Raw genomic sequence first — 23,637 nt, forward strand, 5'->3', positions numbered from 1 at the left:
TACCCTTCGGGGCATGCGTACGACACGGGCCGAGGACGCCGTTTCCGTTCTGGTCATCGAGGACGACGACGTCATCGGACGACATCTGGAGACCGGGCTGCGCGGCAGCGGCTACCAGGTGGCCTGGAGCCGGACCGGCGGCTCGGGGCTGGCCGAGGCCCGGCGGCTGCCCCTCGACGTCGTCCTGCTCGACCTCGGCCTCCCCGACGTGGACGGCATCGAGGTCGCGCGGGAGCTGCGCGACGAGTTCCCCGATCTCCTCATCCTCATTCTGACCGCGCGCGGCGAGGAGATCGACGTGATCGTGGGCCTGGACGCGGGCGCCGACGACTACCTGGTCAAACCCTTCTCGCTGACCGTGCTCCTCGCCCGGCTCCGCGCCCATCTGCGCCGTCGCCCGGCCGGCCCGCCGGGCTTGAGCGAGCCGGTCCGGCTGGGGGACCTGACGGTGGACATCACGGCCCGCCGCTGTCTGCTCGGCGACGGCGAAGTGGAACTGCGCCCCAAGGAGTTCGAGCTGCTCGCCGTGCTGGCCCAGCACCCGGGCGAGGCCGTCTCGCGCGAGACGCTGATGGCGCGGGTGTGGGACGAGAACTGGTACGGCCCCACCAAGACCCTGGACGTCACCATGTCCTCGCTGCGCCGCCGGCTGCAGACCGCCGCGGCGGCCTGCCCCGTCCCGCTCGAGCTGCCCGAGCTCACGACCCTGCGCGGACACGGCTACCGGCTCGAACCGCCCGGCCCCGGCGCGGCGAGGTAGGGCCGTGACACGGCGAGCTGGGCGGAGTGGTCACAGCCACCGCCGCAAGTTCAGGCGGTTGCTGTCGTCAAGGGCTGCGCGGCCGTGAGAGCGGCGCTGTAGCGGCGCAGCAGGAGGATCGCTGTTGCCGCGAGGCCGGTGAGGAGGCCGAGCCAGATGCCGATGGTTTCCAGGCCGAGGGCGTAGGCGAGGAGCCAGGCTGAGGGGAGTCCGACGACCCAGTAGCCGATGACGGTGATGCGGAAGCCGCTCTTGGTGTCGTGGAGTCCGCGCAGGAGTCCGACGCCGATGTTCTGGGCGCAGTCGAAGAACTGCAGGAACGTGGTGACGATCAGCAGGTGGGTGGCGATGGTGAGGGCCCGGGCGGAGCCGGTGTCGAGGAAGGGGGCCAGGACCAGCCGGGGCAGGGTGAGATAGAGGATGCCGACGCAGGTCATGACGGCGGCGGCGCAGGCGAGTGCGGTGTTCTTGATGCGGCGGGCGGTGTCGTGGTTGCCGAGCTCGAGTTCGCGGCTGACGTTGATGGACGCGGCGTGGGACAGGCCGACGGCGACCTGGAAGACGATGTAGACGAGTTGGTTGACGGCAGTGTGGGCGGCAAGCGCGTCGGGGCCGAAGGAGCCGGCCATCAGGGCGGTGACGGAGAAGAAACCCGCCTCGGAGCCGTACGTGAGGGCGATCGGGACGCCGAGACCGAGGAGGCGCTTGAACACCGCCGGGTCGGTGCGGGTGATGTCGAGGGTGAGGAGTGGGGCGAGCATGCTGTCCCTCCGCGCCGCGACGTACAGAGCGACGAAGGACAGCAGGTAGACGGCGGAGGTGGCGATGCTGACGCCCGTCAGCCCGAGGCGGGGAAGCCCGAAGGTGCCGTGGATGAGGATCCAGTTGAGGCCGGCGTTGACGCCGATGGACACGAGGGTGATCTGGAGGAGGGCCTGGGGGCGGCGCATGCCGACGGTGAACTGGCGGACGGCCTGGAACCACAGGCAGGGCAGCAGCCCGGGGGCGAGCGCGTACAGCATGTGCTGGGTGAGGCCGACGACGTCCGCGTCCTGACCGAGCCAGGCCAGCAGTTGCCCGACGAGGATCATCATCACGGTGCCGGCGATCCCGGCGAGGGTGGCGACGGCCAGGCTCGCGCGGACCACGCCCCGCACCTCGTCGTGTGCCGGGTGCGCCGGCTCCTGCGCGTCGTCCGTGCTCTGGGCCGCCTGTTCGGCGCGCGCTGCTGCGGCGGCGACCTGGTTGCCGACGGAGGTGACGAGGCCGACGCCCATGGTGCGGATCTGGTTGAAGATCACGATGGCGAGGCCGCCGGCGGCGAGCTCGGTGGTGCCGAGCAGTCCCATCATCACCGTGTCGGTGGTCGTGAGGGCGACCTGGGCGAGCTGGGTGAGGATGAGCGGGACCGCGAGCACGCTCAGGGCACGGCTGTCGCGGAGGAGCGTGGTCAGCATGTGGTCTACCGGTTCCTGCGGAGTTTGGTGAGGAGTCCGTCGACTTCCCGCTCGGTGTCGGGGCTCAGGAGGTCTCGATCGCTCATCCAGTCGTCGTTGAAGACGGTGTCCATGTACTTCTCCCCACCGTCGTTGACCAGGGCGACCATAGTCGTTTCCGGCGGCAGGTCGGACAGGCGGGTCAGGGCTTCGCAGACGACGCCGCCGGCCGAGACGCTAGCACCTAATTTAGGTTAGGCAAACCTAACTCATTGGTCACCTGGCTCCCGCGGGTGAGCTCCTCGCGGCAGGCGCCCTCTTGTGAAGGCGGTTGTTATTAGGATAGGCAAACCTAAGCAATTCGTGGCTTCGTGGAACGAGGACGTACGTGAACATCAACAGGCGCCAAGTGCTGTGGGCCGGCGGGGCGATGGGCGCGACGGCCCTGCTCGCCGCCTGTTCCTCCAGCGGTGGCGGTACCTCCTCCGACCCGGCGGCCGGCGGCAAGCCCAGGAACGGCGGCACCCTGCGGGTGGGCGCGCTGGGAAAGGCAAGCGCGATCACCCGCGACCCGCACGGCACCCAGACCAACGAGAGCGACTACCTGATCATCGCGCTCGTCCACGACACCCTCACCGTCCCCGGCGCCAGGTTCAACACCGTTGCGCGCCTGGCCAGTTCGTGGGAGTCGTCCGGAGACCTGAAGACCTGGAAGTTCAAGATCGCCAAGGGGGCGGTGTTCCACGACGGCACCCCGGTGACCGCCGAGGACGTCGTCTGGTCCCTCAAGCGGCTGCGTAACACCCCGTCCGGTTCGGCCCGGCTGCCCGGGATCAAGGCCGAGAACATCACCGCCGAGGGTAACGACACCGTCGTCATCGTCTCCGACTACGCCAATGCCGACTTCCCGGTCCTGACCCGGTTCACCACCTTCGTCCTGAAGAAGGGGACCAAGGACTCCGAGATCGCCAAGGCTCCCGGCACCGGCCCGTTCAAACTGGACTGGTACCGCGGCGGCAACGCGCGCCTGGTGAAGAACGACAAGTGGTTCGGCCCGGCGGTGCACCTCGACGCCATCGAGGTCACCATGTTCGAGACCCCGCAGGCCATGGCCAACGCGCTGCTCGCCGGGCAGATCGACCTCGCCTCCAACGCGGGCGCGATCGCCGCCCGCACCGCCCAGACGCGCAAGGACATCCAGATCCTGCGTCGCCCCAACGACATGGCCATGCCCATCGTCATGCGCACCGCGAAGGGCAGCCCGTTCGCGGACGCGCGGGTGCGCGAGGCGATGCGCCTGACCGTCGACCGCGAGGCGATGGTCAAGCAGGTCCTGTCCGGCTACGGCACCGTCGCCAATGACATCCTCGGCACCGGCGACCCCGACTACGCCAAGGACATCCCCCAGCGCGCGCGTGACCTCGCCAAGGCCAAAACGCTGCTGAAGGACGCCGGCTTCGACCTGTCCAAGACCTACGACCTGATCACCACAGACGACATCGCGGGCCTCGCCGACTCCGCGACCCTCTTCGCCAACCAGGCCCGCGAGGCCGGCATCAAGGTGAACGTCGTCAAGCAGGAGTCCGGCGCCTTCTGGCAGAAGACCTGGAAGACCGGCGACCTCTACACCACCTACTGGGGCACCAACGACTCGGTCGTCTTCTTCGCCTCCAAGACCATGGTCAGCGGCGCCGGACAGAACGAATCCGGCTGGGCGGACAAGGAATTCGACGCCGCCTACCGCAAGGTCATCGGAACCAAGGACGAAAAGCAGCGCGCCGCCCACCTCAAGCAGCTGCAGCAGACCGAGTACGACAGCTCCGGCTACCTGCTGTGGGGCATGGCCGACGGCATCGACCTGGCCGCCGCCAAGGTGCGCAACCTGCCCAGGCTGGCCGGCTACGGACGCGTCCAGCTCGAAGGCGTGTGGCTGAGTTGAGCCCCCTCACCAAGGCCGGTGCGGTGCCCGCTCCCCCCGCGGGGACGGGCACCGCACCGCGCCGCCCGTGGCACCCGGCCGTAAGGGTGCCCGCCGCGGTCGCCCATCGGGCACTCATGCTGATCGTCCTGCTGGCCCTGGTCTTCGCCGCCGTCGAGCTACTGCCCGGGGACGCGGCCGGCGCCACCTCCGAACGCGGCGCCACCGCGGCCGACATCGCCGCCCGCCGGCACCAGTTGGGCCTGGACCGGCCGGTGTGGGCACGGTTCTGGGACTGGATGACCGCCCTGCCGACCGGTGACCTGGGCACCTCCGCCCAGGGCCAGAAGGTGACCGCCCTGCTCGCCGACCCGCTGCCCAACACCCTGGTCCTGGGCCTGAGCGCGTTCGCCCTCACGACAGTGCTCTCCCTGCTGCTGGGCTGCTGGGCCGCCGCCCGCCCGGGCCGGCTGACCGACCGGATCATCGGCCACGCCTCGACCGCCGCGTTCGCCCTGCCCGAATTCGTGATCTCCGTGGCCCTCCTGCTGGTGCTGTCCCTGTGGACCGGCTGGCTCCCGGCGGTCACCCTCACCGGCAGCGACGGCAGGCCCGCCCAGTGGACCATGCTGATCATGCCGGTGGTCGCCCTGGTCATCCCGCAGACCGGCTGGAACGTCCGGATCGTGCGCGGTGCCCTCGCCGACCAGGCCACCACCCCCCACGTCGAGGCCGCCCACCTGGACGGACTGCCGGTCCACCGGGTGCTGCTGCGCCACCAGTTGCCCGGCGCCGTACCCGCCATCGCCACAGGCTTCGCCACCACCACCGGCATGCTGCTGGGCGGGGCCGTGGTCGTGGAGACCCTCTTCAACTACCCCGGCATCGGCAACCTGCTGGCCGGCGCCGTCGCCTCGCGCGACACCGCGCTGATCGCCGGAGTCGTCGCCTGCGCGGGCGCCGTCATCAGCCTCGTTCTGCTCGCCGCGGACCTGATCCGCGAGGCCACCGTGGGAGACCGCCCATGACCACCACCCTCGCCCCGGAGGCCGGGCGCCGGAGCACCGGACGCACCCGCACCCTGGCGCTGACCGCCGTCGCAGTCCTGCCCCTCCTGCTCACCGTCGCCGGTCCGCTGCTGGCCCCGCACTCCCTCTCCTCACCGGTCACCGCCCCGTTCACAGCCCCCAGCGCCGACGCCCCGCTGGGCGGAGACCAGTTGGGCCGGGACGTCCTCAGCCGCCTCCTGCACGGCGGCACCCTCCTCGTCGCGGGCGCGCTGCTGGTGGCCGCCGTGGTCACCGTGGCCGCCACCGTCATCGGCTGCTTCGCCGTCCTGCGCCCCGCACTCGGCCGGGCGGTCGAGCGCTGCGCCGACGTCGCGATCCTGCTGCCTCCGCTGCTGGGCATCATGCTGATCGCGCTCGCCTGGCCCGGCGGCGGACGCTGGGCCGTCATCGCGGCAGCGATCGTCCTGGGAACCCCCTACGCCGTACGAGTCGTCGCCGCTGCTGCTGCCCCGCTCGCCTCCGCCGGCTACGTCGAGGCGGCCATCACCCGCGGCGAGTCCACCGCCTACATCGCCTTGTGCGAACTGCTGCCCAACCTGCGCTCCACGGTCCTGACCCTCTTCGGACTGCGGTTCGTGGACGCCGTCTACGTCATCTCCATGGCGGGCTTCCTCCAGATCGGGCCCCAGCCCCCGGCCTCCGACTGGTCGTTGATGGTCCGCGAGAACGCCCCGGGCATCCTGCTCAACCCCTGGGCCGTCGTCGCCCCGAGCCTGGCGATCGCGGCCGTGGCCATCACCGTCAATCTCGCCACCCAGGCCTTGGCCCCCGACACCACGCAGAAGGCGGGCACCCGCTCGTGAGCGACCTCACCCACCACGACCGCGCTGATGCCCCGGCCGACGTGGCACAGCCGGTGGCGTCCGTCACCGGCCTGGAAATCGCCCTGCCCGACGGCACGGTGCTGCTGCCCGTCACCTCCGCGGTCGTCCGGCCCGGTCAGGTGACTGCTCTCACCGGTGCCTCGGGTTCGGGCAAGACCACCTTGCTGCGCGCCCTCATCGGCCACCTCCCCGACCGGGCCACGATCACCGCCGGCACCGTCGACGTCCTCGGCACACAGCCCCACACCCTCACCCCCGACGCGCTACGACGCCTGCGCCGCACCCGCGTCGCCTATGTCGGCCAGGACCCCGGCTCGGCGCTCAACCCCCGGATGACCGTCCACCGCCTGGTCGCCGAACTGGCCACGGACCCCTCCGCCGGCTCGGTCCGCTCCCTGCTGACGGAGTGCCGGCTCCCCACCGACCTTCTCGGCCGGCGTCCCACCGCCCTGTCCGGCGGACAGCAGCGCCGCGTCGCCCTCGGCCGGGCCCTCGCCCGCACCCCTCAGATCCTCCTCCTGGACGAGCCCACCGCCGGCCTCGACACCGCCCTGCGCGACGAGATCGCCCACCTGCTGCGCCACCTCGCCACCAGCCGTAACCTGGCCGTCGTCCTCGCCACCCACGACTCCGCCCTGGTCGAAGCGTGCGCCGACCACACCGTGCGGCTCACCGCGCCTGGCACGCAGCCGCCAAATGACGTGTCCTGTACGGCAGTAGAGCCGTCGGCAGCGGCCGCGCCGACCCGCACGGCCGGACCGGCACTCTCCGCCCAGGGTGTCGAGGTCTACTTCCGGAACGGCCGCACCCGCCGCCCCGCCCTGACCGGACTCGACTTCACCGCACCGGTCGGATCGGCCACCGCCGTGATCGGCCCCTCCGGATCCGGCAAGACCACCCTCCTACGGGTCCTCGCCGGACTGCACCCGCCCACCAGCGGCCGGCTCACCCTCGACGGCCAGACCTTGGCGGCCACGGCCCGGCGCCGCACCCGCGAACAGCAGCGCCGTATCCAGCTCGTCCCGCAGAACCCGCTCGCCTCGCTCAACCCCCGGCGCACCATAGGACACCAGCTTTCCCGCCCCCTACGCCTGCACACCAGCCTCACCGCGAGGGAGATACCCGAGCAGATCGCCCAACTCCTTCAGCAGGTGGAACTCCCCGCCGGCTTCGCCAACCGCTACCCCGGCGAGCTGTCCGGCGGCCAGCGCCAGCGAGTCTCCATCGCGCGCGCCCTCGCCGCCGGCCCCGACATCCTCCTCTGCGACGAGGTCACCTCCGCCCTCGACACCACCACCGCCACAGCCGTCATGGATCTCCTCACCCGCCTGCGCGAAGAACACGGCACCACCCTCGTCGTGGTCTCCCACGAACGCCACCTGATCACCCACTACACCGACATCGCGCACCTGATGGACACCGGCCGGATCACCACCAGCGGCCCCACGGCCGAACTCCTGCCGACGGCGTGACCCAGTCGCCCGACAGGGCACCCGCCTGAAAGGCCGGATGCCCTGTGCGATGCCGGCCCCCGCGTCCTGCTCGACCGACTCGTTCTCGATCCGTAGGCATGATCTCGTCCTGGTGCTGGAGGGCATGTGTTCCGCGGTGGTCCGCAGGCGGTATGTGTGCAGGTCGCAGCGCTTTTCGGGAAAGGCGATGATTATCCCCGGCGTACAGGCCGACTCGTCCGCCCCACCACTCCGGCCTTTGCCTGGTCGCCCGGGCTCTGATCGAGTCTCGCGGGCGTTGAACCAGCATGGTTGAAGGGGAGTATCCGATTGACAGGGATCCAGTGAAGAGCAGCGAGGAACAAGCCCAGGTTGCGTACCGTCGTCTGGCGCTGGTGGACTTTCCCGAGGATCTTCGGCTGGGTCTCAACCTGGGTTTCTACCGGACGTTCGCCGTCCCGACGATCGCCAAGGTGCTGGTCGGGACGGGCAAGATGACCAGAAACCCCAGGGCGCGGGCCAAAGCCACTGGTGAACTGATGTACACACTCATCGAGCATGGCCTGGATTCGTCTGCTGGGCGCGAGGCGGTCGTGGCGTTGAACCGGCTGCACAGCGGATTGCCGGTGGGTGAGGAGGAGTTCGTATACGTTTTGGCGGCCTTCTGCGTCGCTCCTGTGCGCTGGATCGACCGACGCGGTTGGCGGGCGACCACGACTGATGAGAAAAACGCGGCGTACGGCTTCTATGCCGGCCTGGCGGAGCGGATGCACATCAACCTGCTGCCCCGCTCATATTCGGAGCTCGCCTCGTGGATGGACACATTCGAAGAACAGCACTTCGCGGTAACCGGTGAAGGGCAGGCCCTCATGGATGCCACCCGATGTCTGCTTGCCGCCCGTTTTCCCTCCCCGGTCGCGCCATTGGTACGGCTCGGTGCGGATACCTTGCTCGACGAGCGGCTACGCGCGGGCGTCGGAGCGGCTCGCCCGCCGGCTGTCATACGCGGGCTGGTGGCAGTCGCTCTGTGGGCCCGTGCGGGAAGGCTGCGCCGCCGTAACCGACAGACGGCATGACGCGCCGCGACTGACAAGGTCCGGTCGGCCCGGATATCTCACCCGCATCCGCCCGGCCTCGGGCGCTACTCGTTGTGCAGCACCTCCGCGATCGTCAGCCGCGCCGCGCGCCGTGCCGGGATCAGGGCGCCCAGGACGCCGATCACCAGGCCCGCCAGGGCCAGGCCGGCCAGGGTCGGGGGGCGCCAGACGTCCGTCATGTACGGGGGCAGGGCGATGTCCACCGCGTCCGCCATCCGCGGCACCACCAGGTCGTAGCCCGCGATGCCCAGCGGGATGCCGAGCAGGGAGCCGAGTGCGCCGAGCAAGGCCATCGACGTCACCATCATCGCCGTGACCTGACGTGGTGTCATGCCGATGGACTTGAGCATGCCCAGGTCGCGGCGGCGGTCGTGGGTGTTGAGGACGACCGTGTTGAAGACACCCAAGGCGGCGACGACGGCCAGCATCAGGGTGAGGGCCACCGCGGAGCCGATGATGGCCTGGGCGGCGGAGTTCGGTCCGGTCGGTGTCGTGGTGATCCCGGAGTCGGCGTCCCTGGCCGCGCGCGCGTAGGTGTCCGGGTCCGCTCCGTCGCGGAGTTGCACGTGGTACGCGATGGGCTTCTCCTGGGGTGACAGGGCCGCCATCGTCGACCATTCGCCCACGACCAACCGGCTGTTGTCCTCCATGTACTCACCGACGACGACCACCCTCTCCCGGCGGTCGCCCTTCTCCAGGGTGAGGTGGTCGCCGATCCGCAGGCCGTGCTGGCGCAGGAAGGCCGAGCCGGCCACGATCTCACCCGTCCGGCGCGTCCACCGGCCGTCGGTGAGCACACTGTCCAGCCGCGGTAGACCACCCCGGCGGGCCTCGAGCAGGACGCTCTTCGCCGAGCCGGCCACGCTGGCTTCGACGTCCGCCCTCGCGGTGACTTCGCGGGCACCGGGCAGCGAGCCCAGCAGGGACTGGAGTTCCCGGTCGCCGTGCTCGGGCTCGATGACCTTGCCGTGCCTGAAATTGTTCGCGTACACCGTGACCTGGTAGGAGTCCTGGCCCGCCGCCGCGAACCGGGTCATCGTCGTGGCCAGGCCGGTCGCGAGCGTCACCGTGGTCACTCCCAGGACCACGGCGGCGAGCGTGAGGGCGCTGCGGCCCGGCCGGGCCAGGGGCAGGCCCACCCCCAGGCTCACCGACCGGGGCAGCCCGCTGCCCGCCAGCCGGCGCTGGACGCCGAGCGCCCGTCCGGCGCGCGGGGCGCTGCCCGCGCTGATCGCCCGCGCCGCGGGGAGCCGGTGTGCGCGCACCGCGGGGGCGAGCGCGGCGAGGGCGCAGACGAGGGGCATGCCGAGCAGGGCGAGAAGGCTCACCCAGCGCGGGACGCCGACGTTGTTGTGGAACACCCCCGAGTCGGGCCCGGTGAACACGAACCGGAAGAACGGGCGCGACACCAGGTTGCCGAGGGCGGTGCCGAGCGCACAGCCGACGACGGCGGGGAGGGAGACCATGGTGAGGTAGACGGCGACGACCTGTCCTGGGGTGAAGCCCAGGGACTTGAGGATCCCGATGTGCCGGAACCCGGAGATCACGGCTCCGCTCACCACGTTGGCGACGATCAGCACCGCCACCAGGACACCGAGGACGCCGAAGGCCAGCAGATAGCTGGCGTAGAGCCGGGCCGTGCCGCCCGCCCGGTGCTTGAGGGCGAGATACGACTCGGAAGCGGTCAGTGCGTTCTTCGGCAGCCCTTGGGTCACCGTGGCCAGTTGGTCGCGCAGCCGGGCCTCCGACGACGCGTCCGTGAAGCGGAACAGCATCTGGGTGGCGGTCGGGTGCAGGGCCGCGATCTGGTCGGGCGCGACCCAGGCGTCCGCCGTATGGCTGAGTTCGAAGGCGAACCCGACGATGGTGAGCGTCGGTCCGGAGGGCACCTGGATCCGCTTGCCCAGGTCGCGCGCGGTCCAGTCCGTCTGCCGGTTCAGGACGACCTCGCCCGGCCGGGTGGCCCAGCGGCCCGCCCAGAGGTCCACCCGGTCCACCGGGCCCGCCGGGCCGGAGCGGCCCACGACCGTCACCTGGCCGCCGAGGCCAAGGTTCCCCGGTCCCGTCGGCATCTCGATCTTCGCCTGGGCGAACGGCCCGGCGGCGGCCTCGACTCCGGGCTGCCGGGCCGCCCGGGTCAGCTCCGTGTCCGAGACCTTGGCGGGGTCGAACGCGGCGACCATATGCGGGCCGTGCTGCCTGGCGAGGGTCTTCTCGAACGGTGCCGAGGCCGAGTCGACCAGGCCGAGCGCGACCACCATCGCTCCGGTGGAGACCAGTGTGACCAGCAGGATGACGATCGTCTGGAGCCTGCGCCGCCGTACGGCCGCGCGCGCGGCCCGCCACACGGCCCTCATGCGGACGCCTCCAGGGTGTGTTCGCCGGTCACCCGGCCGTCGGCGAGGAGGACCAGCCGACTGGCGCAGCGCCGCGCCAGGTGCTCGTCGTGCGTCACCATGATCAGCGTCTGGCCGATCTGGTTGAGGTCCAGCAGCAGGTCCATCACCTGCTCGCCGGCGCGGCTGTCCAGCGCGCCCGTGGGCTCGTCGGCCAGCAGCAGGGCGGGGCGGTTCATCAGCGCCCGGGCCACCGCGACCCGCTGCCGCTCGCCGCCGCTGAGCACCGCCGGATAGGCCCGGGCGCGGTCCTCGATGCCCAGTTCCTCGAAGAGCTCCAGCGCCCGGCGGCGGGCCTGCCGGGCGGGGGTGCCGGTCAGCTGGGCGGCCAGGGCGACGTTGTCGAGCGCCGACAGGTCGTCGACGAGGTTGAAGAACTGGAAGACCATGCCGATGCGGCGGCGCCGGTAGAGGGCGAGGCCCTTCTCGCTCAGCTCCCCCACACTCTCGCCGTGCACGGTGACCGTGCCGTCCGTCGGACGGTCCAGACCGGCGATCATGTTGAGCAGGGTGGACTTGCCGCACCCCGAGGGCCCCATCACCGCGACCGCCTCCCCGGCCCGGATCTCCAGCGACACGCCGTCCAGCGCGGTCGTCTCCCCGTATTCCTTGCGTACGCCGTCGAGCCGTACGACGGCCTCCGCGTTGCTGTGATCGGTGAACATGCACAGGACGCTAAACGGGGCGCCGGGCCGGAACATCCCTCCCCGGATGGCACCTTCGCGCGCGCCTCATCCCCGGGATGCAGGGTCTGCATCCCCAGGCTGATGCGGATCCCGGGGCGGTCTGCCACAGTGGCCCCCGTGTCGGAGTGGGAGACAAAGGCGCTGGTGGTGGCCGTGGGGGTGGTGTCGCTCGCCACGCTGTGGCTGGCGGTGGCGCTGGTGCGCACACGGCGCCGGTGGCAGGCGGCCGTGGGAGAGCGTGGCTGGCTGCTGGAGCGGGAGCGGGAGAGCGCCGCGCGCGCCGCGGTCGCGGCCGAGCGCGACCGTATCGCCCGGGAGTTGCACGACATCGTCAGCCACAATGTGAGCGTCATGGTGGTGCAGGCCGGGGCCGCCCGCGAGGTGCTGGGCACCATGCCGGACGAGGCCACGGCGGCCCTGCGGGCCGTCGAGGACGCGGGGCGTGGCGCGATGACCGATCTGCGGCATCTGCTGGGGCTGTTGGCGCCGTCGGCGAGCGGTGAGGACACGGAGCAGGCGCCGGGCGCGGCCGACGACGGCGGCGCGGCGGAGCTGGCACCGCAGCCGGGCCTCGACCGGCTGGGCCCGCTCGTGGACCGGATCTCCTTCGCCGGGCTGCCCGTCGAGGTGCGCGTCTCCGGTGAGCCGTGCCCGCTGCCCCAGGGGGTCGACGTGACCGCCTACCGCATCATCCAGGAGGCGCTGACGAACGCGCTCAGGCACGGCGACGGCGCCGGCAAGGCCGAGGTGACCGTGCGCTACGCCGACCGCGCGCTGCGCGTGGAGGTGCTCAACACCGGCCCCAGCGTGCTGACCGGCGACGCACCGGCACAGCTGACACCGCGGCGGGCCGCCCCGCGGCGGCGGGAGGGCACCGGCCGCGGGCTGCTGGGTCTGCGTGAACGGGTCGCGGTGTACGGAGGAGACCTGGACGCCAGGCGCCGCCTCGGCGGTGGCTACCGGGTCCGGGCGCGCATCCCCCTGGACCGCCCATGACGGCGGCGCCCGCGGGCGAACGGGCTCCACGCGTGCTCATCGCCGACGACCAGACACTGATCAGGACGGGCTTCCGGCTGATCCTCACCGCCCGGGGCATCGAGGTGGTGGGCGAGGCGGCCGACGGCGCGGAAGCGGTGGCGGCTGCCCGCGAACTGAGGCCGGACGTGGTGCTGATGGACATCCGCATGCCGACCATGGACGGCCTCGAAGCCACGCGCCGCATCCTGCGCCGGGACCCGGACTGCCGGGTGCTCATGCTGACCACCTTCGACCTGGACCACTACGTGTACACGGCGCTGTCCATCGGGGCCAGCGGCTTCCTGCTGAAGGACGTCACCCCGGAACACCTGGCGGCGGCCGTCCGGCTGGTGGACACGGGCGACGCCCTGCTCGCCCCGTCCATCACCCGGCGGCTGGTGGAGCGCTTCGCCTCGGAGCCCGCCCGCACCCCCGCCGTACACGCCGACCTCGCGGCTCTGACCCCCCGCGAACTGGAGGTCCTGACCCTGCTGGGCCGCGGCCTGTCCAACACGGAGCTGGCCGCCGAACTGACGCTGAGCGAGGCCACGGTGAAGTCCCATGTGGCCCGGATCTTCGCCAAGCTGGCCCTCCGCGACCGCGCCCAGGCGGTTGTGCTCGCGTACGAGACGGGGCTGGTCAAGCCGCAGGACCCCGGGACGGACTCGTGACGCGGATCGAGAGGGCGTGGCGGAAGACATCGCGCGGGTCCCAGTGCGCCTTGACGGCGCGCAGCCGGGCGTGGTTGGCCTTGTAGTAGAGGGTCTGCCAGGGCGTGCCCGAGGTGTTCCAGCGCGGGTCGGCGAGGTCGGTGTCCGGGTAGTTGATGAACGCGCCGTCGGCGATCTCGCCGGGTACGGGGACGCCGCCGGTGTCGGCGAACAGGTCTCGGTAGCAGGCGCGGATCCAGGCCAGGTACTCGGGCGCCTGGGCGGGCTCGGCCCAGGACGCGAGGCAGGAGAGCTTCAGCACCGAGTCGCGGTGGGGCATGGCCGTATCGGCGGAGGACAGGGTGTTGACGGCGCCCCCGTACGTGTTGAGGACGACGCTCCCGGCGACGACCTCGGTGTCCGCGCGGGTGAGGTGGCGGTGGACGGCGGCGATCTGGGGGTCGGTCAGACGGCGGCGCAGAAAGGCCGACTTGATCTTGATATGCCAGTCGCCCACCGCCTCTCCCGAGCCGTTCAGCGCGGCCGTGAGCCAGGGCAGCCGGCGGACCTTGAGGTTGCCGGGGCGGGTGGTGCCCGCGCTCACCGCGCCGAGGAAGCCGTCCAGGAGCCGCCGGTCCGCGCCGGGCTCCGCGGCGACCTGGCCGAGCAGCAGATGGGACCCGGCCGCGCGGCGGGTCAGGGCGAACTCGGCGTAGAGCGCGGCGTTCGGGTCGTCGGCGGCGGCGTGCCGCTCGGCCCACTGCCCGTGGTTGCGCACCATGCGCGTGAAACGCTGCTCGTCCATCCCCTCCCAGCTCCAGTCGGCGGTGAAGGTGAGCGCGGTCCTGGTGGGGGCGGGCAGCATCCGGGCCGGGTCCGTGTCGTCCGTGGCCTCGGGGGAGCGGAACCAGAAGCGGGTCACCACACCGAAGTTGCCGCCCCCGCCGCCCGTGTGGGCCCACCACAGCTCGCGGTGCGGGTCGTCCGCCTCCCGGGTGGCCACCACGGCGCGCACCTCGCCCCCGCGGTCCACGACGACGACCTCCACCGCGTAGAGGTAGTCGCTGACCAGCCCGAACAGCCGGCACAGCGGCCCGTATCCGCCGCCGGGCACATGCCCGCCCGCGCCCACCTCGGCGTGGTATCCGGCCGGTAAGGTCACGCCCCAGCCGAGGTACAGCTTCCGGTACACCTCGCCGAGGGTGGCCCCGGCCTCCACGACGAACGCCCGGCGCCGTTCGTCGAAGGAGACCTCCCGCATGGGCGACATGTCGATGACCGCCATGACGTCGGGGTTGTCGACGAAGTCCTCGAAGCAGTGCCCGCCGCTGCGGACGGCCAGCCGGGCCCCGGACCGCACGGCCTCCCGTACGGTCCGTACGACGTGCTCCGTCGAGCCGACCAGATAGACGCCCTCGGGCCTGCCCCGGAAGCGGTTGCTGGCGCCCCGCGCGACCAGATGGGCGTAGCGGGGGTCGGCGGGGGACACCAGCAGCGGGCCGTCGGGCAGCCAGCCCGAGTCACATGCCGGGGAGGTCTCCGGGGCGGCTCCCGGGGAGGCCGCCCGCGCCGCCTGTGGGGTCAGCGCCAGCCCCGCGCCCGCCGCGGACACGGCCCGCAGGACGGTGCGCCGCGCGTGCTTGTCGTTCGAACTCATCGTTGTTTCCTCGCCGTTCGGTGGACGTGGTGCGCGCCGTGCGGCGGCACACGTCCGACGGTAGGGAGACACGGCGGCCCTGAGAGGTGGGCTGGACGGTGGATCCGGGGTACATCAGGCACCACCACGCCCCGGGGGATTTCCACCCGGGAGCCGGGGGCTCGCAGTCCCCACGCGGCACGAGCGCCGCCGCGCACCCCCTGAGGTTGATCCGGGGTGCCGCGGAAGGTTGAGGCCGGACTTCCGCTCCGGTTGCAGCATGACTACACCGGGCGCCGGATTCCGTGAAGTGCGCCGCTCGGTATTTTCTTGCCGTGTCGCGCGGCGCCGGGGCCGGAAATCCGGTCCGGCAAAACGGTGCCCCCCTGTCATGGGGTGTACGTGCACGTGGAGGTTTCCAGCACGTGAGCTTGTCTCGTGTCATCGCTCGGTTGTCGTCAACCACCCGGGGTTTCACCTTTGTCTCCGGGGATTCCACTGATTTCCTCAGCTTCGCGGAGCTGAAGGCCGCCGGTGAGGACTTCGGCAGAAGGCTCGCTTCCGCGGGTTTTCAGCGAGGTGACCGCGGCATTCTGATGCTGTCCGGTCAGCGTGAGTTCATCGTCGCCTTTATCGGCATGGTGCGGGCCGGGGTCATCCCGGTGCCGGTTTTCCCCCCGGCCATGCTGACCCGGATCGAGGCCTACCGGGAGCGTCTGCGCTCGATCCATTCGTCCTGCGGGCCGCGGCACATCGTCGCCGACGAGGCGCTCTTCGACATCTGTGTCGAGGCGGTGGGGGCGAAGCCCATCGGCTACGCGGAGATCGCCGACGGGGAGGCGACCGGGGAGCTGGTGGAGCCCGAGGGCGGGGAACCGCTCTTTCTCCAGTACACCTCCGGCTCCACCGCCAGCCCCAAGGGCGTGGTCGTCACGCACGACAACCTCTTGGAGAACCTGCGGGCCATGAACGAGGCGCTGGGGACCTCCGAGCGCGACCGGTTCGTCAGCTGGCTGCCGCTTTACCACGACATGGGCCTCATCGGCTGCATGCTCGGGCCGCTGGTGTACGAGATCCCCGCCTGGTTCATCCCGCCGTACGACTTCGCGCGGCGCCCCACCAGCTGGCTGGACTGGATGTCCCGGGTCTCGGGCACCTTCAGCTACGCCCCCAACTTCGCGTATGAGCTGATCACCCGCCGGGCGACCGACGAGCAGCTGGCCGGCTGGGACCTGTCCGCGTGGCGGGTGGCGGGGATCGGCGCGGAGCCGATCCGGCCCCGGACCATCCGGGAGTTCGCCGAGCGGCTGGCCCCCGCGGGCTTCGACGCGGCCGCGCTCACCCCGTCCTACGGACTGGCGGAAGGCACCCTGGGGGTCGCCTTCACCCGGATCGGCGAGGGGCTGCGCACGCTGTCGGTGGCCGGCGCGGACTTCGGCGAGGACGGCGTGGTCCACCCGGTGGAGGCCGGGTCCGGGACCCGTGAACTCGTCTCGTGCGGACGGCTGCTGAGCGGCTGGGACATCCGCATCCGCGCCGCCTCGGGCGAGCTGGCCGCGGAAGCCGTCGAGGGGCGGATCGAGATCCACGGCGGCAGCGTCGCGCGCGGCTACTGGGGGGCGCCGGAGCTGACCGAGGAGACCTTCGGGGACGGCTGGCTGCGCACCGGAGACCTCGGCTTCGTGTACGAGAACGAGGTGTATGTCACCGGCCGGACCAAGGACATGGTCATCCACCACGGCCGCAAGTACCACCCGACCGACATCGAATGGGCCTGTCTGGGGCTCGAGGGGATCCGCCCCGACCATGTGATCGCCTTCTCCACCCCGGACGAGAAGCTGGTGGTGGTGGCCGAGCACAAGCCGGCGGCCTCGCCCCCTGACCTGGCGCGGCAGATCGCCACCCGGGTCCGCGGCTCGGTCGGGGTGACGCCCGACGACGTGGTGCTGGTGCGCCCCGGCACGCTGCCCAAGACCAGCAGCGGCAAGCTGCGCCGCGCCGCCTGCCGCGACGCCTACTCCCACAACGCGTATTCCCACAACGCCCTCGCGGGCCATGGAGGAGCGAAGTGACGATCGCCGATCTGACGGAAGAAGAAGCACTGCGCATCGTCGCCAAGGCCGCGGCCGAGGTGGATGCCCGGCTGGCCGAGCGGACGTTCACGACGGCGGACGACATCGGGGAGATCGGCCTCGACTCGGTGGCCACCCTCGAACTGATCGTCTCCATCGAGGACCAGACCGGGCTCAGCTTCGACGACGACGTGCTGTTCGGGGTCAACACCGTCGGCGACGTCGTCGAGCTGATCCGGTCCGGCACGCCCGCGGTCCGGGAGGGCTGAGCCGTGGACCTCCTTTCCGAGGAGACCCTGTACCGCCAGTACATGGAGTTCTTCGAGCTCGCCGAGCGCCGCCGCCGCTGGAGCGTCTTCGACGACATCCCGTGGGACAAATGGCACGAGCAGAACCAGGACGAGAGCCTGGCCCAGTGCGCGGAGACGTTCCTCGGCGTGGAGATGTATCTCCCCGACTATGTGTCCGAAGGGCTCAACCTCGTACGGGAGTCCTTCGGGCAGGCCTGGTTCCAGGTCAACTGGGGATATGAGGAATCCAAGCACGCGCTCGCCCTGAAGGAATTCCTGCTGCGCAGCGGACAGCGCACCGAGGAGCAGATCCGGGAATTCGAGAGCAAGGTGCTGAGCCGGCGCTGGACGATGCCGTTCTCCACGCCGCGCAGAATGTTCGTGTACGGCGCCATCCAGGAGAAGACGACCTGGATGAGCTATCGGCAGCAGCTGAACCGGGCCCGTGACCTCGGCGACCCCGTGATGGCCGAGATCTGCCGCTACATCGCGCGTGACGAGGCCGCGCACGCGGATTTCTACCGGCGCACGCTCCAGGCCTGCCTTCAGGAGGACTACGAGGGCACGCTCAAGGACATCGCGCATGTGGTCAAGGAATTCAAGATGCCGGCCTATGACCTGCTGCCCGACTACGACAAGCGGCTGGCCGTCATGCAGGTCATCGGGATCGACCGCGAGGTGTTCTTCCGCGACGTCCTGATGCCGACGCTCAAGAAGGTCGGGGTCAGCCGCCGCGATCTGGTCAGGGCCCGGGGACAACTGCGCCGGGAAGGCCAGGAACACCCGGAACGTCAGGCACATGGAGAGGACGCGTGATGGCAGAGCAGTCGACCCGGGTGACGGATGACGAGGTCCTGAAGGTGATCGAGGACCACCTGGTGGTCCGGGGGGTGTCCGCCGAGCGCATCGTGCGCGGCGCGACCTGGAAGGCCGACCTCGGCATCGACTCGCTCGACATCCTCACCCTCACCCAGGAGCTCGAGGACACCTTCCACGTGAAGATCGGCGAAGAGGACGCGATCGACATCCGCACCGTGGGGGACGCCGTCGACTACATCGTGCGCGTGTCCGGCGCCCGGACCGAAAGCGAGGCCCACGGTGTCTGAGTACACGGCGAGTTGGCTCAAGGACCTGCGGTCGTCGGAGTTCGTCACGGCGTACCACCGCGGCGTCTCCAACGGGAACCTGCCGTTCTTCCGGAACGCGGAGTCCCTGCTCGACCCGGTCGTCACCATGGAGGGCGAGCCGCGGCTGATGCTGGGCTCGCCCAACTACCTGGGCCTGGCGAGCCATCCCCGGGTGCTGGCCGGCGCCAAGGCCGCGGTGGACCGCTACGGCACCTCGCTCACCGGCTCGCGGATCCTCAACGGCACCACGGCCCTGCACCGGGAGCTGGAGGAGGAGCTGGCGGACTGGCTGGGCGTCGAGTCCACCCTGTTGTTCACCACCGGCTTCCAGACCAACATCGGCACCATCAGCGCCCTGGTGGGCGTGGGCGACACCGTGGTCTCCGACTCCTTCGCACACGCCTCGATGCTCGACGGGGTCGGGCTCTCCCGGGCCAAGCTGCGCGGCTTCCGGCACAACCGGATGGACCTGTTCGCCGACAGCGTCCGCCGGGCCAAGGGCGACGGCGGCCGGATCCTGGTCATCCTCGACGGGCTCTACTCGATGGAGGGGGACCTGCCGCCGCTGGACGAGATGCTGGACATCTGCCGGGAGAACGACGCGGCCGTGATGCTGGACGAGGCGCACTCCCTCGGCGTCCTCGGCGAGCACGGCACCGGCGCGGCCGAGGTCTTCGGCGTCCAGGATCAGATCGACATCCGCATGGGCGCCCTGTCCAAGGCGCTGGCGGGCGTCGGCGGGTTCATCGCCGGCAGCCGCGAGCTGATCGACTATCTCCAGGTCACCGCGCGCTCCTTCGTGTTCACCACGGTCGGCGTCCCGGCGGCCCTGGGCGGCTCGCTGGAGGCGATACGCATCCGCCGCTCGCCCGAAGGCGCCGAGCTCGCCGAGCAGCTGCGCCGCAACTCCCGCTATCTGCGCACCGAACTCAAGGGCCTGGGCCTGCCGATGGGCCCCGACTCGGACCTCCCGGAGCGGACCACCCCCATCATCCCGGTCATCCTCGGCGACGACGACCTGGCCATGGAGTGGTGGCGGCAGCTGTACGACCGCGGGGTGTTCACCGGTGTGGCGCTGTACCCCGGCGTCCCGCCGACCGGCGCCATGCTGCGGATCTGCCCGATGGCCACCCACACCACCGCCCAGCTGGAACACGCCCTCGAGGTGTTCGCCGAGGTGCAGAAGGTGATGAAGCGGAAGGCGGGTACCCCGTGACCGGTGCTGCGCCCGGCGCCGCCCCCTCACCCCTGCTGTCCTGGCTGGTCGAGCCGCGCACCGACCGCGGTATGCGCTTCGCCCGGGGCTCGGGCGGCTGGGACCGCTACAGCTACGCCGACCTGGCGCGGCTGGTCTCCCTGGCCAGCGCGGCGTTCCGGGAGCGGGCGCTGCCGGACCGCCCGGGGGTGGTGCTGGCCACGCCCAACAGCGTCGGCTTCGTGGCCGGTTACTTCGGCGCCGTGAACGCGGGCCTGGTCCCCACCGCCATCGCGCCGCCCGCCCGCTTCGGCAGCCGCGAGGACTACGTACGCCATGTCGCCCGGGTGCTGCGGCTGACCCGGGCCTCGGCGGTGGTCGGCGACCCGGTGCACCTGTCGATACTGACCGACGCCGCCGAGGCGGCGGGCGAGGACGGCGGCGGCCCCGTCGCCGTCCTCTCCAGCGACTTCTCCACCGGCACCGGCACCGACCCGCTCAGCGCGGTCCCCGCCACCGAGCTGGCCACCCTCCAGTTCACCTCCGGCTCCACCAGCAGCCCCCGCGGGGTGCGCATCACCTGGGCGAACATGGAGGCCAACGCCCACGGCAACGGCCGGCTGATCGACTACGACGGCTCGCTGTCCACCGTGAGCTGGGTGCCGATGTACCACGACCTGGGGCTCGTGGGCTGTCTGATGACCATTGTGTCCCAGCAGGGCGACCTCACCCTGATGCGCCCGGAGCAGTTCATCTACGACCCCCGGCGCTGGGTCGACTGCCTCGCCCGCGAGGGGATGGCGTACACCGCGGCGCCGTCGTTCGGCTTCGCGTACGCGGCCCGCCGCCTGGGGCCGGAGGACCTGAAGGGCGCCGACTTCTCCGCCCTGCGCTCGGCCACCCTGGGCGCGGAGCGCCACGACCCGCGCGGGCTGTGGGAGTTCACCGAGCTGTGCGAGCCGTACGGCTTCGACCCGGCGGTGTTCACGCCCTGCTACGGCATGGCCGAGATGACGCTCGGCATCACCGGGCACGCCCCGGGCACCGTGCCGCAGGCCGTCCATCTCGACTGGGAGTCCCTCACCCCGGAGCAGCCGGTCAAGGTCCTCGCGCGCGGCACCCTGCGCGACGCGGGCCCCGCCGAGAGCCCGGCCCAGTGGCTGGTCAGCTCGGGGCTCCCGATCGAGGGCGTCTCGGTGACCGTGGTGGACGCCGACGGCCGGCCGCTCCCCGACGGCTACCTCGGCGAGCTGATCCTCTCCGGCAGCAGCACGGCCGCCGGATACGAGCCGCCGGACGCCGAGAGCTCGTCCCGGTTCATCGACGGCGCGGTGCACTCCGGGGACGCCGGGTTCCTGCTGGACGGCCAGACGTATGTGCTGGGGCGGCTGGGCGACGCGCTGAGCGTCCGGGGCCGCAACATCTACGCCGAGGACCTGGACGCCCGGCTCGGGGACACCCCCGGCGTGGACCGGTACCGCTGCGCCACCCTGGTCGACGCCCGCCGGATCGTGGTGCTCGCCGAGCTGGAGCCGGGGGAGTGGGCCGAGCGGCTGGCCGAGGCGCTGTCCCTCTACATCGGCGGCGTCGTCGACGTCACCGTCTTCAGCTGCCGGCGCGGCACCATCCAGCGCACCTCCAGCGGCAAGCCCCGGCGCCGCCTGATGTTGTCCCAGTACCTGGACCGGAAACTGCCCGGCGAAGTGGTCGCCCACCGCCCGCAGCGCCCCGAGGAAGGACGAGTATGACCGAGCACGCCGAATCCTCCGACGACCAGCAGCTCAAACCGGTCGACGTCATAGCGCACTCCGCGCTCCCGGTCGCCGGTCTGATGCAGCTGATCCTGGGCCACTGGGGCACCCAGGTGATCTCCACCCTCGCCACCCTGGGCATCCCCGACTCGCTCGCGGACGGCTCGCGCGGCGCCGAGGACCTCGCCAAGCAGCACGAGGTGGACCCGCGGGCGCTGTACCGGGTGCTGCGGGCGGCGGCCACGCTGCGGGTGCTGGACCACGCCGAGGACGAGACCTTCTCGCTGACCGAGGCCGGGCACTTCCTGCGCACCGACTACCCGTTCTCCATGCGCTACAACGCCATGCTGCACGGCTCGCGCTGGCACTGGGACCCGTGGTCGCTGACGCCCGAGGCGGTGCGCAAGGGCGGCGAGGCCTTCTCCGACCACCACGGCCTGCCCTACTACGCGTACATCGACAAGCACCCCGAGGCGGGTGACCTGTTCGACAGCGCCATGACCGCCATGGCAGCCCAGGCCCAGCTGCTGGCCGTCTCGCTCTACGAGTTCGGCAAGCACAAGGCGGTCGTGGACGTCGGCGGGGGCGAGGGCGTGGTGCTGTCCAACCTGCTGGAGACCCACGCCGAGCTGCGCGGGGTGCTGTTCGACCGCGAGCGCGTGGTGGGCAACGCCAAGCGGCTGCTGACCGAGTCCGGGTACGCCGAGCGCGTCGACTTCGTGCCCGGGGACATGTTCGACTCGGTGCCCGAGGGCGGCGACTGCTATCTGCTGTCGATGGTCGTCAACGACTACAACGACGACAAGGCCCGCAAGCTGCTGGAGAACTGCCGGGCCGCCATGGACGACGACGCCACCCTGGTCCTGTTCGACATGGTGATCCCGGCCAACGGCAACCCCTCCTTCGCCACCCTCGGCGACATCGAGTGCCTGGTCGTCAGCGGCGGTGAGCTGCGCACCGAGCCCGAGCTCAGGACCCTGCTCGGGTCCGCCGGATTCCGTCTCGAGGCCGTCCACCGCGGCTTCTCCCCCGTCTGTGCCGTCGTAGCGAAGCCGGAGTAGCACCATGACCGACACCACCACAACCGCAGCCGGCCGCCTCGGGGCGCGGGAGCGCGCGGCGATGGAGCGACTGCTCCCCGGGCTGGACGAGAAGCTGGCGGCCCATCCGCTGGCGGAGCTCGAGAAGCGGGGCGGCCCGGCCATCCCGGCGTTCCGCGAGGCAGGCGGGGCCGGGCTGCTGGTGCCCACCGAGCACGACGGCCTGGGCGCCGCCCCGCTGGACGCGGTGCGCGTCCAGCGCGCCCTGGCCATGCGCTCGCCGTCGCTGGCGGTCGCCGCGATGATGCACCAGCTCTCGCTGGCCACCTTCACCGAGTATCTGACCGCGCACTGCGCCCCCGACGCCTTCGAGTGGATCCTGCTCAAGTCGATCGCGGGGGAGAAGCAGCTGGTCGCCTCGGCCTCCGCCGAGGCCAAGCGCGGCGGCAGCATGCTCGAGCCGACCATGCGCGCCCGCCGGGACGGCACGAACTTCATCGTCAGCGGCAGCAAGAAGCCGTGCAGCCTCTCGGCGTCGATGGACTGGTTCACCGCCAGCGTGCTGGTGGAGGGCGACGAGAAGTACGACGGCCATGTGGCCATGGCCCTGATCCCCGCCGCCACCGAGGGCCTGGTGCGCCGCCCGTTCTGGGAGAGCGAGGTGCTCGCGGGCGCCGAGAGCGACGAGGTGGTGCTGGAGGACCTGGTCCTGGACGAGTCGCTGATGATCTTCACCGACCAGCGGCCCGGCACCCGGATGGACACCCTCCAGATCCGCGGCTGGACCTGGTTCGAGCTGCTGGCCGCGGCCTCGTACGTGGGGGTGGCGAGCACCCTCGTGACGAAGGCGATGGCCTCCCCGCGGGTCTCGCGCGCCGAGCTGGGCGCCCTGCTGGTGAAGCTGGAGAGCGCCATGGGGGCCGTGGAGAACGTGGCCCGGGACATGGCCGAGTCCCTCGACGACCCGGCCGACCAGCTGGCCCGCTCGCTGCTGGCCCGCTTCCAGGTCCAGGAGTCGGTGATGGAGGTGTCCACGGCCGCGAGCGAGCTGGCGGGCGGCATCTCCTTCATCCGCGACACCGAGGTCGGCTATCTCCTCCAGGCCACCCGCGCCCTGGCCTTCCACCCGCCGGCCCGGGCCAAGGCCCTGCCCGCTCTGGCCGGTTACTTCCTGGGCGAGGACCTGGACACCACGGTCTACTGATCGCCGACAGCGGTACT

General features: G+C 71.3%; 21 protein-coding genes. 16 read left to right on the forward strand and 5 right to left on the reverse strand.

Annotated elements, in window-relative coordinates; translation table 11 throughout:
* The first annotated feature begins 13 nt into the window (after positions 1-13).
* Positions 14-760: a response regulator transcription factor gene (locus tag ACH4S9_RS05165; RefSeq protein WP_398369909.1), complete on the forward strand. Its 747-nt coding sequence runs from the start codon at positions 14-16 to the stop codon at positions 758-760.
* Between the two features lie 50 nt (positions 761-810).
* Here the strand turns inward: ACH4S9_RS05165 and ACH4S9_RS05170 are convergent, their stop codons facing one another.
* Both ACH4S9_RS05170 and ACH4S9_RS05175 read right to left on the reverse strand, forming a co-directional pair.
* Positions 811-2,217, reverse strand: a complete 1,407-nt coding sequence (locus tag ACH4S9_RS05170) for an MATE family efflux transporter (protein WP_398369911.1) — start codon at positions 2,215-2,217, stop codon at positions 811-813.
* Between the two features lie 5 nt (positions 2,218-2,222).
* Positions 2,223-2,366, reverse strand: a complete 144-nt coding sequence (locus ACH4S9_RS05175; protein ID WP_398369913.1) for a hypothetical protein — start codon at positions 2,364-2,366, stop codon at positions 2,223-2,225.
* 218 nt (positions 2,367-2,584) lie between these two features.
* Between ACH4S9_RS05175 and ACH4S9_RS05180 the strand changes: the two genes are divergently transcribed.
* The 5 genes from ACH4S9_RS05180 (at position 2,585) to ACH4S9_RS05200 (ending at position 8,535) form a co-directional block, all read left to right on the forward strand.
* Complete coding sequence (locus ACH4S9_RS05180; protein ID WP_398369915.1) at positions 2,585-4,135, forward strand: ABC transporter substrate-binding protein; 1,551 nt, start codon at positions 2,585-2,587, stop codon at positions 4,133-4,135.
* 86 nt (positions 4,136-4,221) lie between these two features.
* Entirely contained in the window at positions 4,222-5,142 is a 921-nt protein-coding gene (locus ACH4S9_RS05185) for an ABC transporter permease (protein ID WP_398370518.1), read from the forward strand.
* Entirely contained in the window at positions 5,139-5,987 is an 849-nt protein-coding gene (locus ACH4S9_RS05190) for an ABC transporter permease subunit (protein WP_361193828.1), read from the forward strand. The genes ACH4S9_RS05185 and ACH4S9_RS05190 overlap by 4 nt, the downstream gene beginning before the upstream one ends.
* Positions 5,984-7,480, forward strand: coding sequence for an ABC transporter ATP-binding protein (locus ACH4S9_RS05195; protein WP_398369918.1), 1,497 nt, complete (start codon positions 5,984-5,986; stop codon positions 7,478-7,480). Before ACH4S9_RS05190 ends, ACH4S9_RS05195 begins: the two co-directional genes overlap by 4 nt.
* Positions 7,481-7,803: 323 nt before the next feature.
* The gene (locus ACH4S9_RS05200; protein ID WP_385341630.1) at positions 7,804-8,535 is read left to right on the forward strand and encodes an oxygenase MpaB family protein; all 732 of its coding nucleotides are present in this window, start codon (positions 7,804-7,806) and stop codon (positions 8,533-8,535) included.
* A gap of 65 nt (positions 8,536-8,600) precedes the next feature.
* Here ACH4S9_RS05200 and ACH4S9_RS05205 read toward each other — a convergent pair whose 3' ends face one another.
* Both ACH4S9_RS05205 and ACH4S9_RS05210 read right to left on the reverse strand, forming a co-directional pair.
* Complete coding sequence (locus tag ACH4S9_RS05205) at positions 8,601-10,913, reverse strand: ABC transporter permease (protein WP_398369921.1); 2,313 nt, start codon at positions 10,911-10,913, stop codon at positions 8,601-8,603.
* Complete coding sequence (locus ACH4S9_RS05210; RefSeq protein ID WP_385341625.1) at positions 10,910-11,617, reverse strand: ABC transporter ATP-binding protein; 708 nt, start codon at positions 11,615-11,617, stop codon at positions 10,910-10,912. Before ACH4S9_RS05210 ends, ACH4S9_RS05205 begins: the two co-directional genes overlap by 4 nt.
* A 138-nt stretch (positions 11,618-11,755) precedes the next feature.
* Here ACH4S9_RS05210 and ACH4S9_RS05215 point away from each other — a divergent pair, with 138 nt between their 5' ends.
* Together ACH4S9_RS05215 and ACH4S9_RS05220 are read left to right on the forward strand one after the other, a co-directional pair.
* Positions 11,756-12,634 carry a sensor histidine kinase gene (locus ACH4S9_RS05215; RefSeq protein WP_398369923.1) on the forward strand — a complete coding sequence of 293 codons (879 nt, stop codon included), beginning with the start codon at positions 11,756-11,758 and terminating at the stop codon, positions 12,632-12,634.
* Positions 12,631-13,326, forward strand: a complete 696-nt coding sequence (locus ACH4S9_RS05220; protein ID WP_398369925.1) for a response regulator — start codon at positions 12,631-12,633, stop codon at positions 13,324-13,326. The genes ACH4S9_RS05215 and ACH4S9_RS05220 overlap by 4 nt, the downstream gene beginning before the upstream one ends.
* On the opposite strand, the gene ACH4S9_RS05225 is transcribed toward ACH4S9_RS05220, so the two are convergent.
* Positions 13,295-14,962 (reverse strand): FAD-binding oxidoreductase, encoded by a 1,668-nt coding sequence (locus ACH4S9_RS05225; protein WP_398369927.1) that lies wholly within the window; start codon positions 14,960-14,962, stop codon positions 13,295-13,297. The two genes, ACH4S9_RS05220 and ACH4S9_RS05225, sit on opposite strands and share 32 nt — an antisense overlap.
* 431 nt (positions 14,963-15,393) lie before the next feature.
* On the opposite strand from ACH4S9_RS05225, the gene ACH4S9_RS05230 reads away from it, so the two are divergent.
* From ACH4S9_RS05230 to ACH4S9_RS05265, 8 genes are read left to right on the forward strand one after another with little or no spacing between them, the layout of a single operon-like run.
* Entirely contained in the window at positions 15,394-17,013 is a 1,620-nt protein-coding gene (locus ACH4S9_RS05230; protein WP_398369929.1) for a fatty acyl-AMP ligase, read from the forward strand.
* Complete coding sequence (locus tag ACH4S9_RS05235) at positions 17,010-17,282, forward strand: acyl carrier protein (RefSeq protein WP_352131227.1); 273 nt, start codon at positions 17,010-17,012, stop codon at positions 17,280-17,282. The genes ACH4S9_RS05230 and ACH4S9_RS05235 overlap by 4 nt, the downstream gene beginning before the upstream one ends.
* Positions 17,283-17,285: 3 nt before the next feature.
* Positions 17,286-18,119 (forward strand): acyl-ACP desaturase, encoded by an 834-nt coding sequence (locus ACH4S9_RS05240; RefSeq protein ID WP_398369932.1) that lies wholly within the window; start codon positions 17,286-17,288, stop codon positions 18,117-18,119.
* Positions 18,119-18,409 (forward strand): acyl carrier protein, encoded by a 291-nt coding sequence (locus ACH4S9_RS05245; protein ID WP_311722899.1) that lies wholly within the window; start codon positions 18,119-18,121, stop codon positions 18,407-18,409. The genes ACH4S9_RS05240 and ACH4S9_RS05245 overlap by 1 nt, the downstream gene beginning before the upstream one ends.
* A complete protein-coding gene (locus ACH4S9_RS05250) occupies positions 18,402-19,646 on the forward strand; it encodes an aminotransferase class I/II-fold pyridoxal phosphate-dependent enzyme (RefSeq protein WP_311722900.1) in 1,245 nt (414 codons plus the stop codon). The genes ACH4S9_RS05245 and ACH4S9_RS05250 overlap by 8 nt, the downstream gene beginning before the upstream one ends.
* Positions 19,643-21,373: an AMP-binding protein gene (locus ACH4S9_RS05255; protein WP_385341608.1), complete on the forward strand. Its 1,731-nt coding sequence runs from the start codon at positions 19,643-19,645 to the stop codon at positions 21,371-21,373. The genes ACH4S9_RS05250 and ACH4S9_RS05255 overlap by 4 nt, the downstream gene beginning before the upstream one ends.
* Positions 21,370-22,437: a methyltransferase gene (locus ACH4S9_RS05260; protein ID WP_398369935.1), complete on the forward strand. Its 1,068-nt coding sequence runs from the start codon at positions 21,370-21,372 to the stop codon at positions 22,435-22,437. Before ACH4S9_RS05255 ends, ACH4S9_RS05260 begins: the two co-directional genes overlap by 4 nt.
* Positions 22,438-22,441: 4 nt before the next feature.
* Entirely contained in the window at positions 22,442-23,620 is a 1,179-nt protein-coding gene (locus ACH4S9_RS05265; protein WP_358843934.1) for an acyl-CoA dehydrogenase family protein, read from the forward strand.
* Positions 23,621-23,637: the final 17 nt, after the last annotated feature.

It is taken from the genome of Streptomyces sp. NPDC021225, assembly GCF_044332865.1.
Lineage (GTDB): Bacteria > Actinomycetota > Actinomycetes > Streptomycetales > Streptomycetaceae > Streptomyces.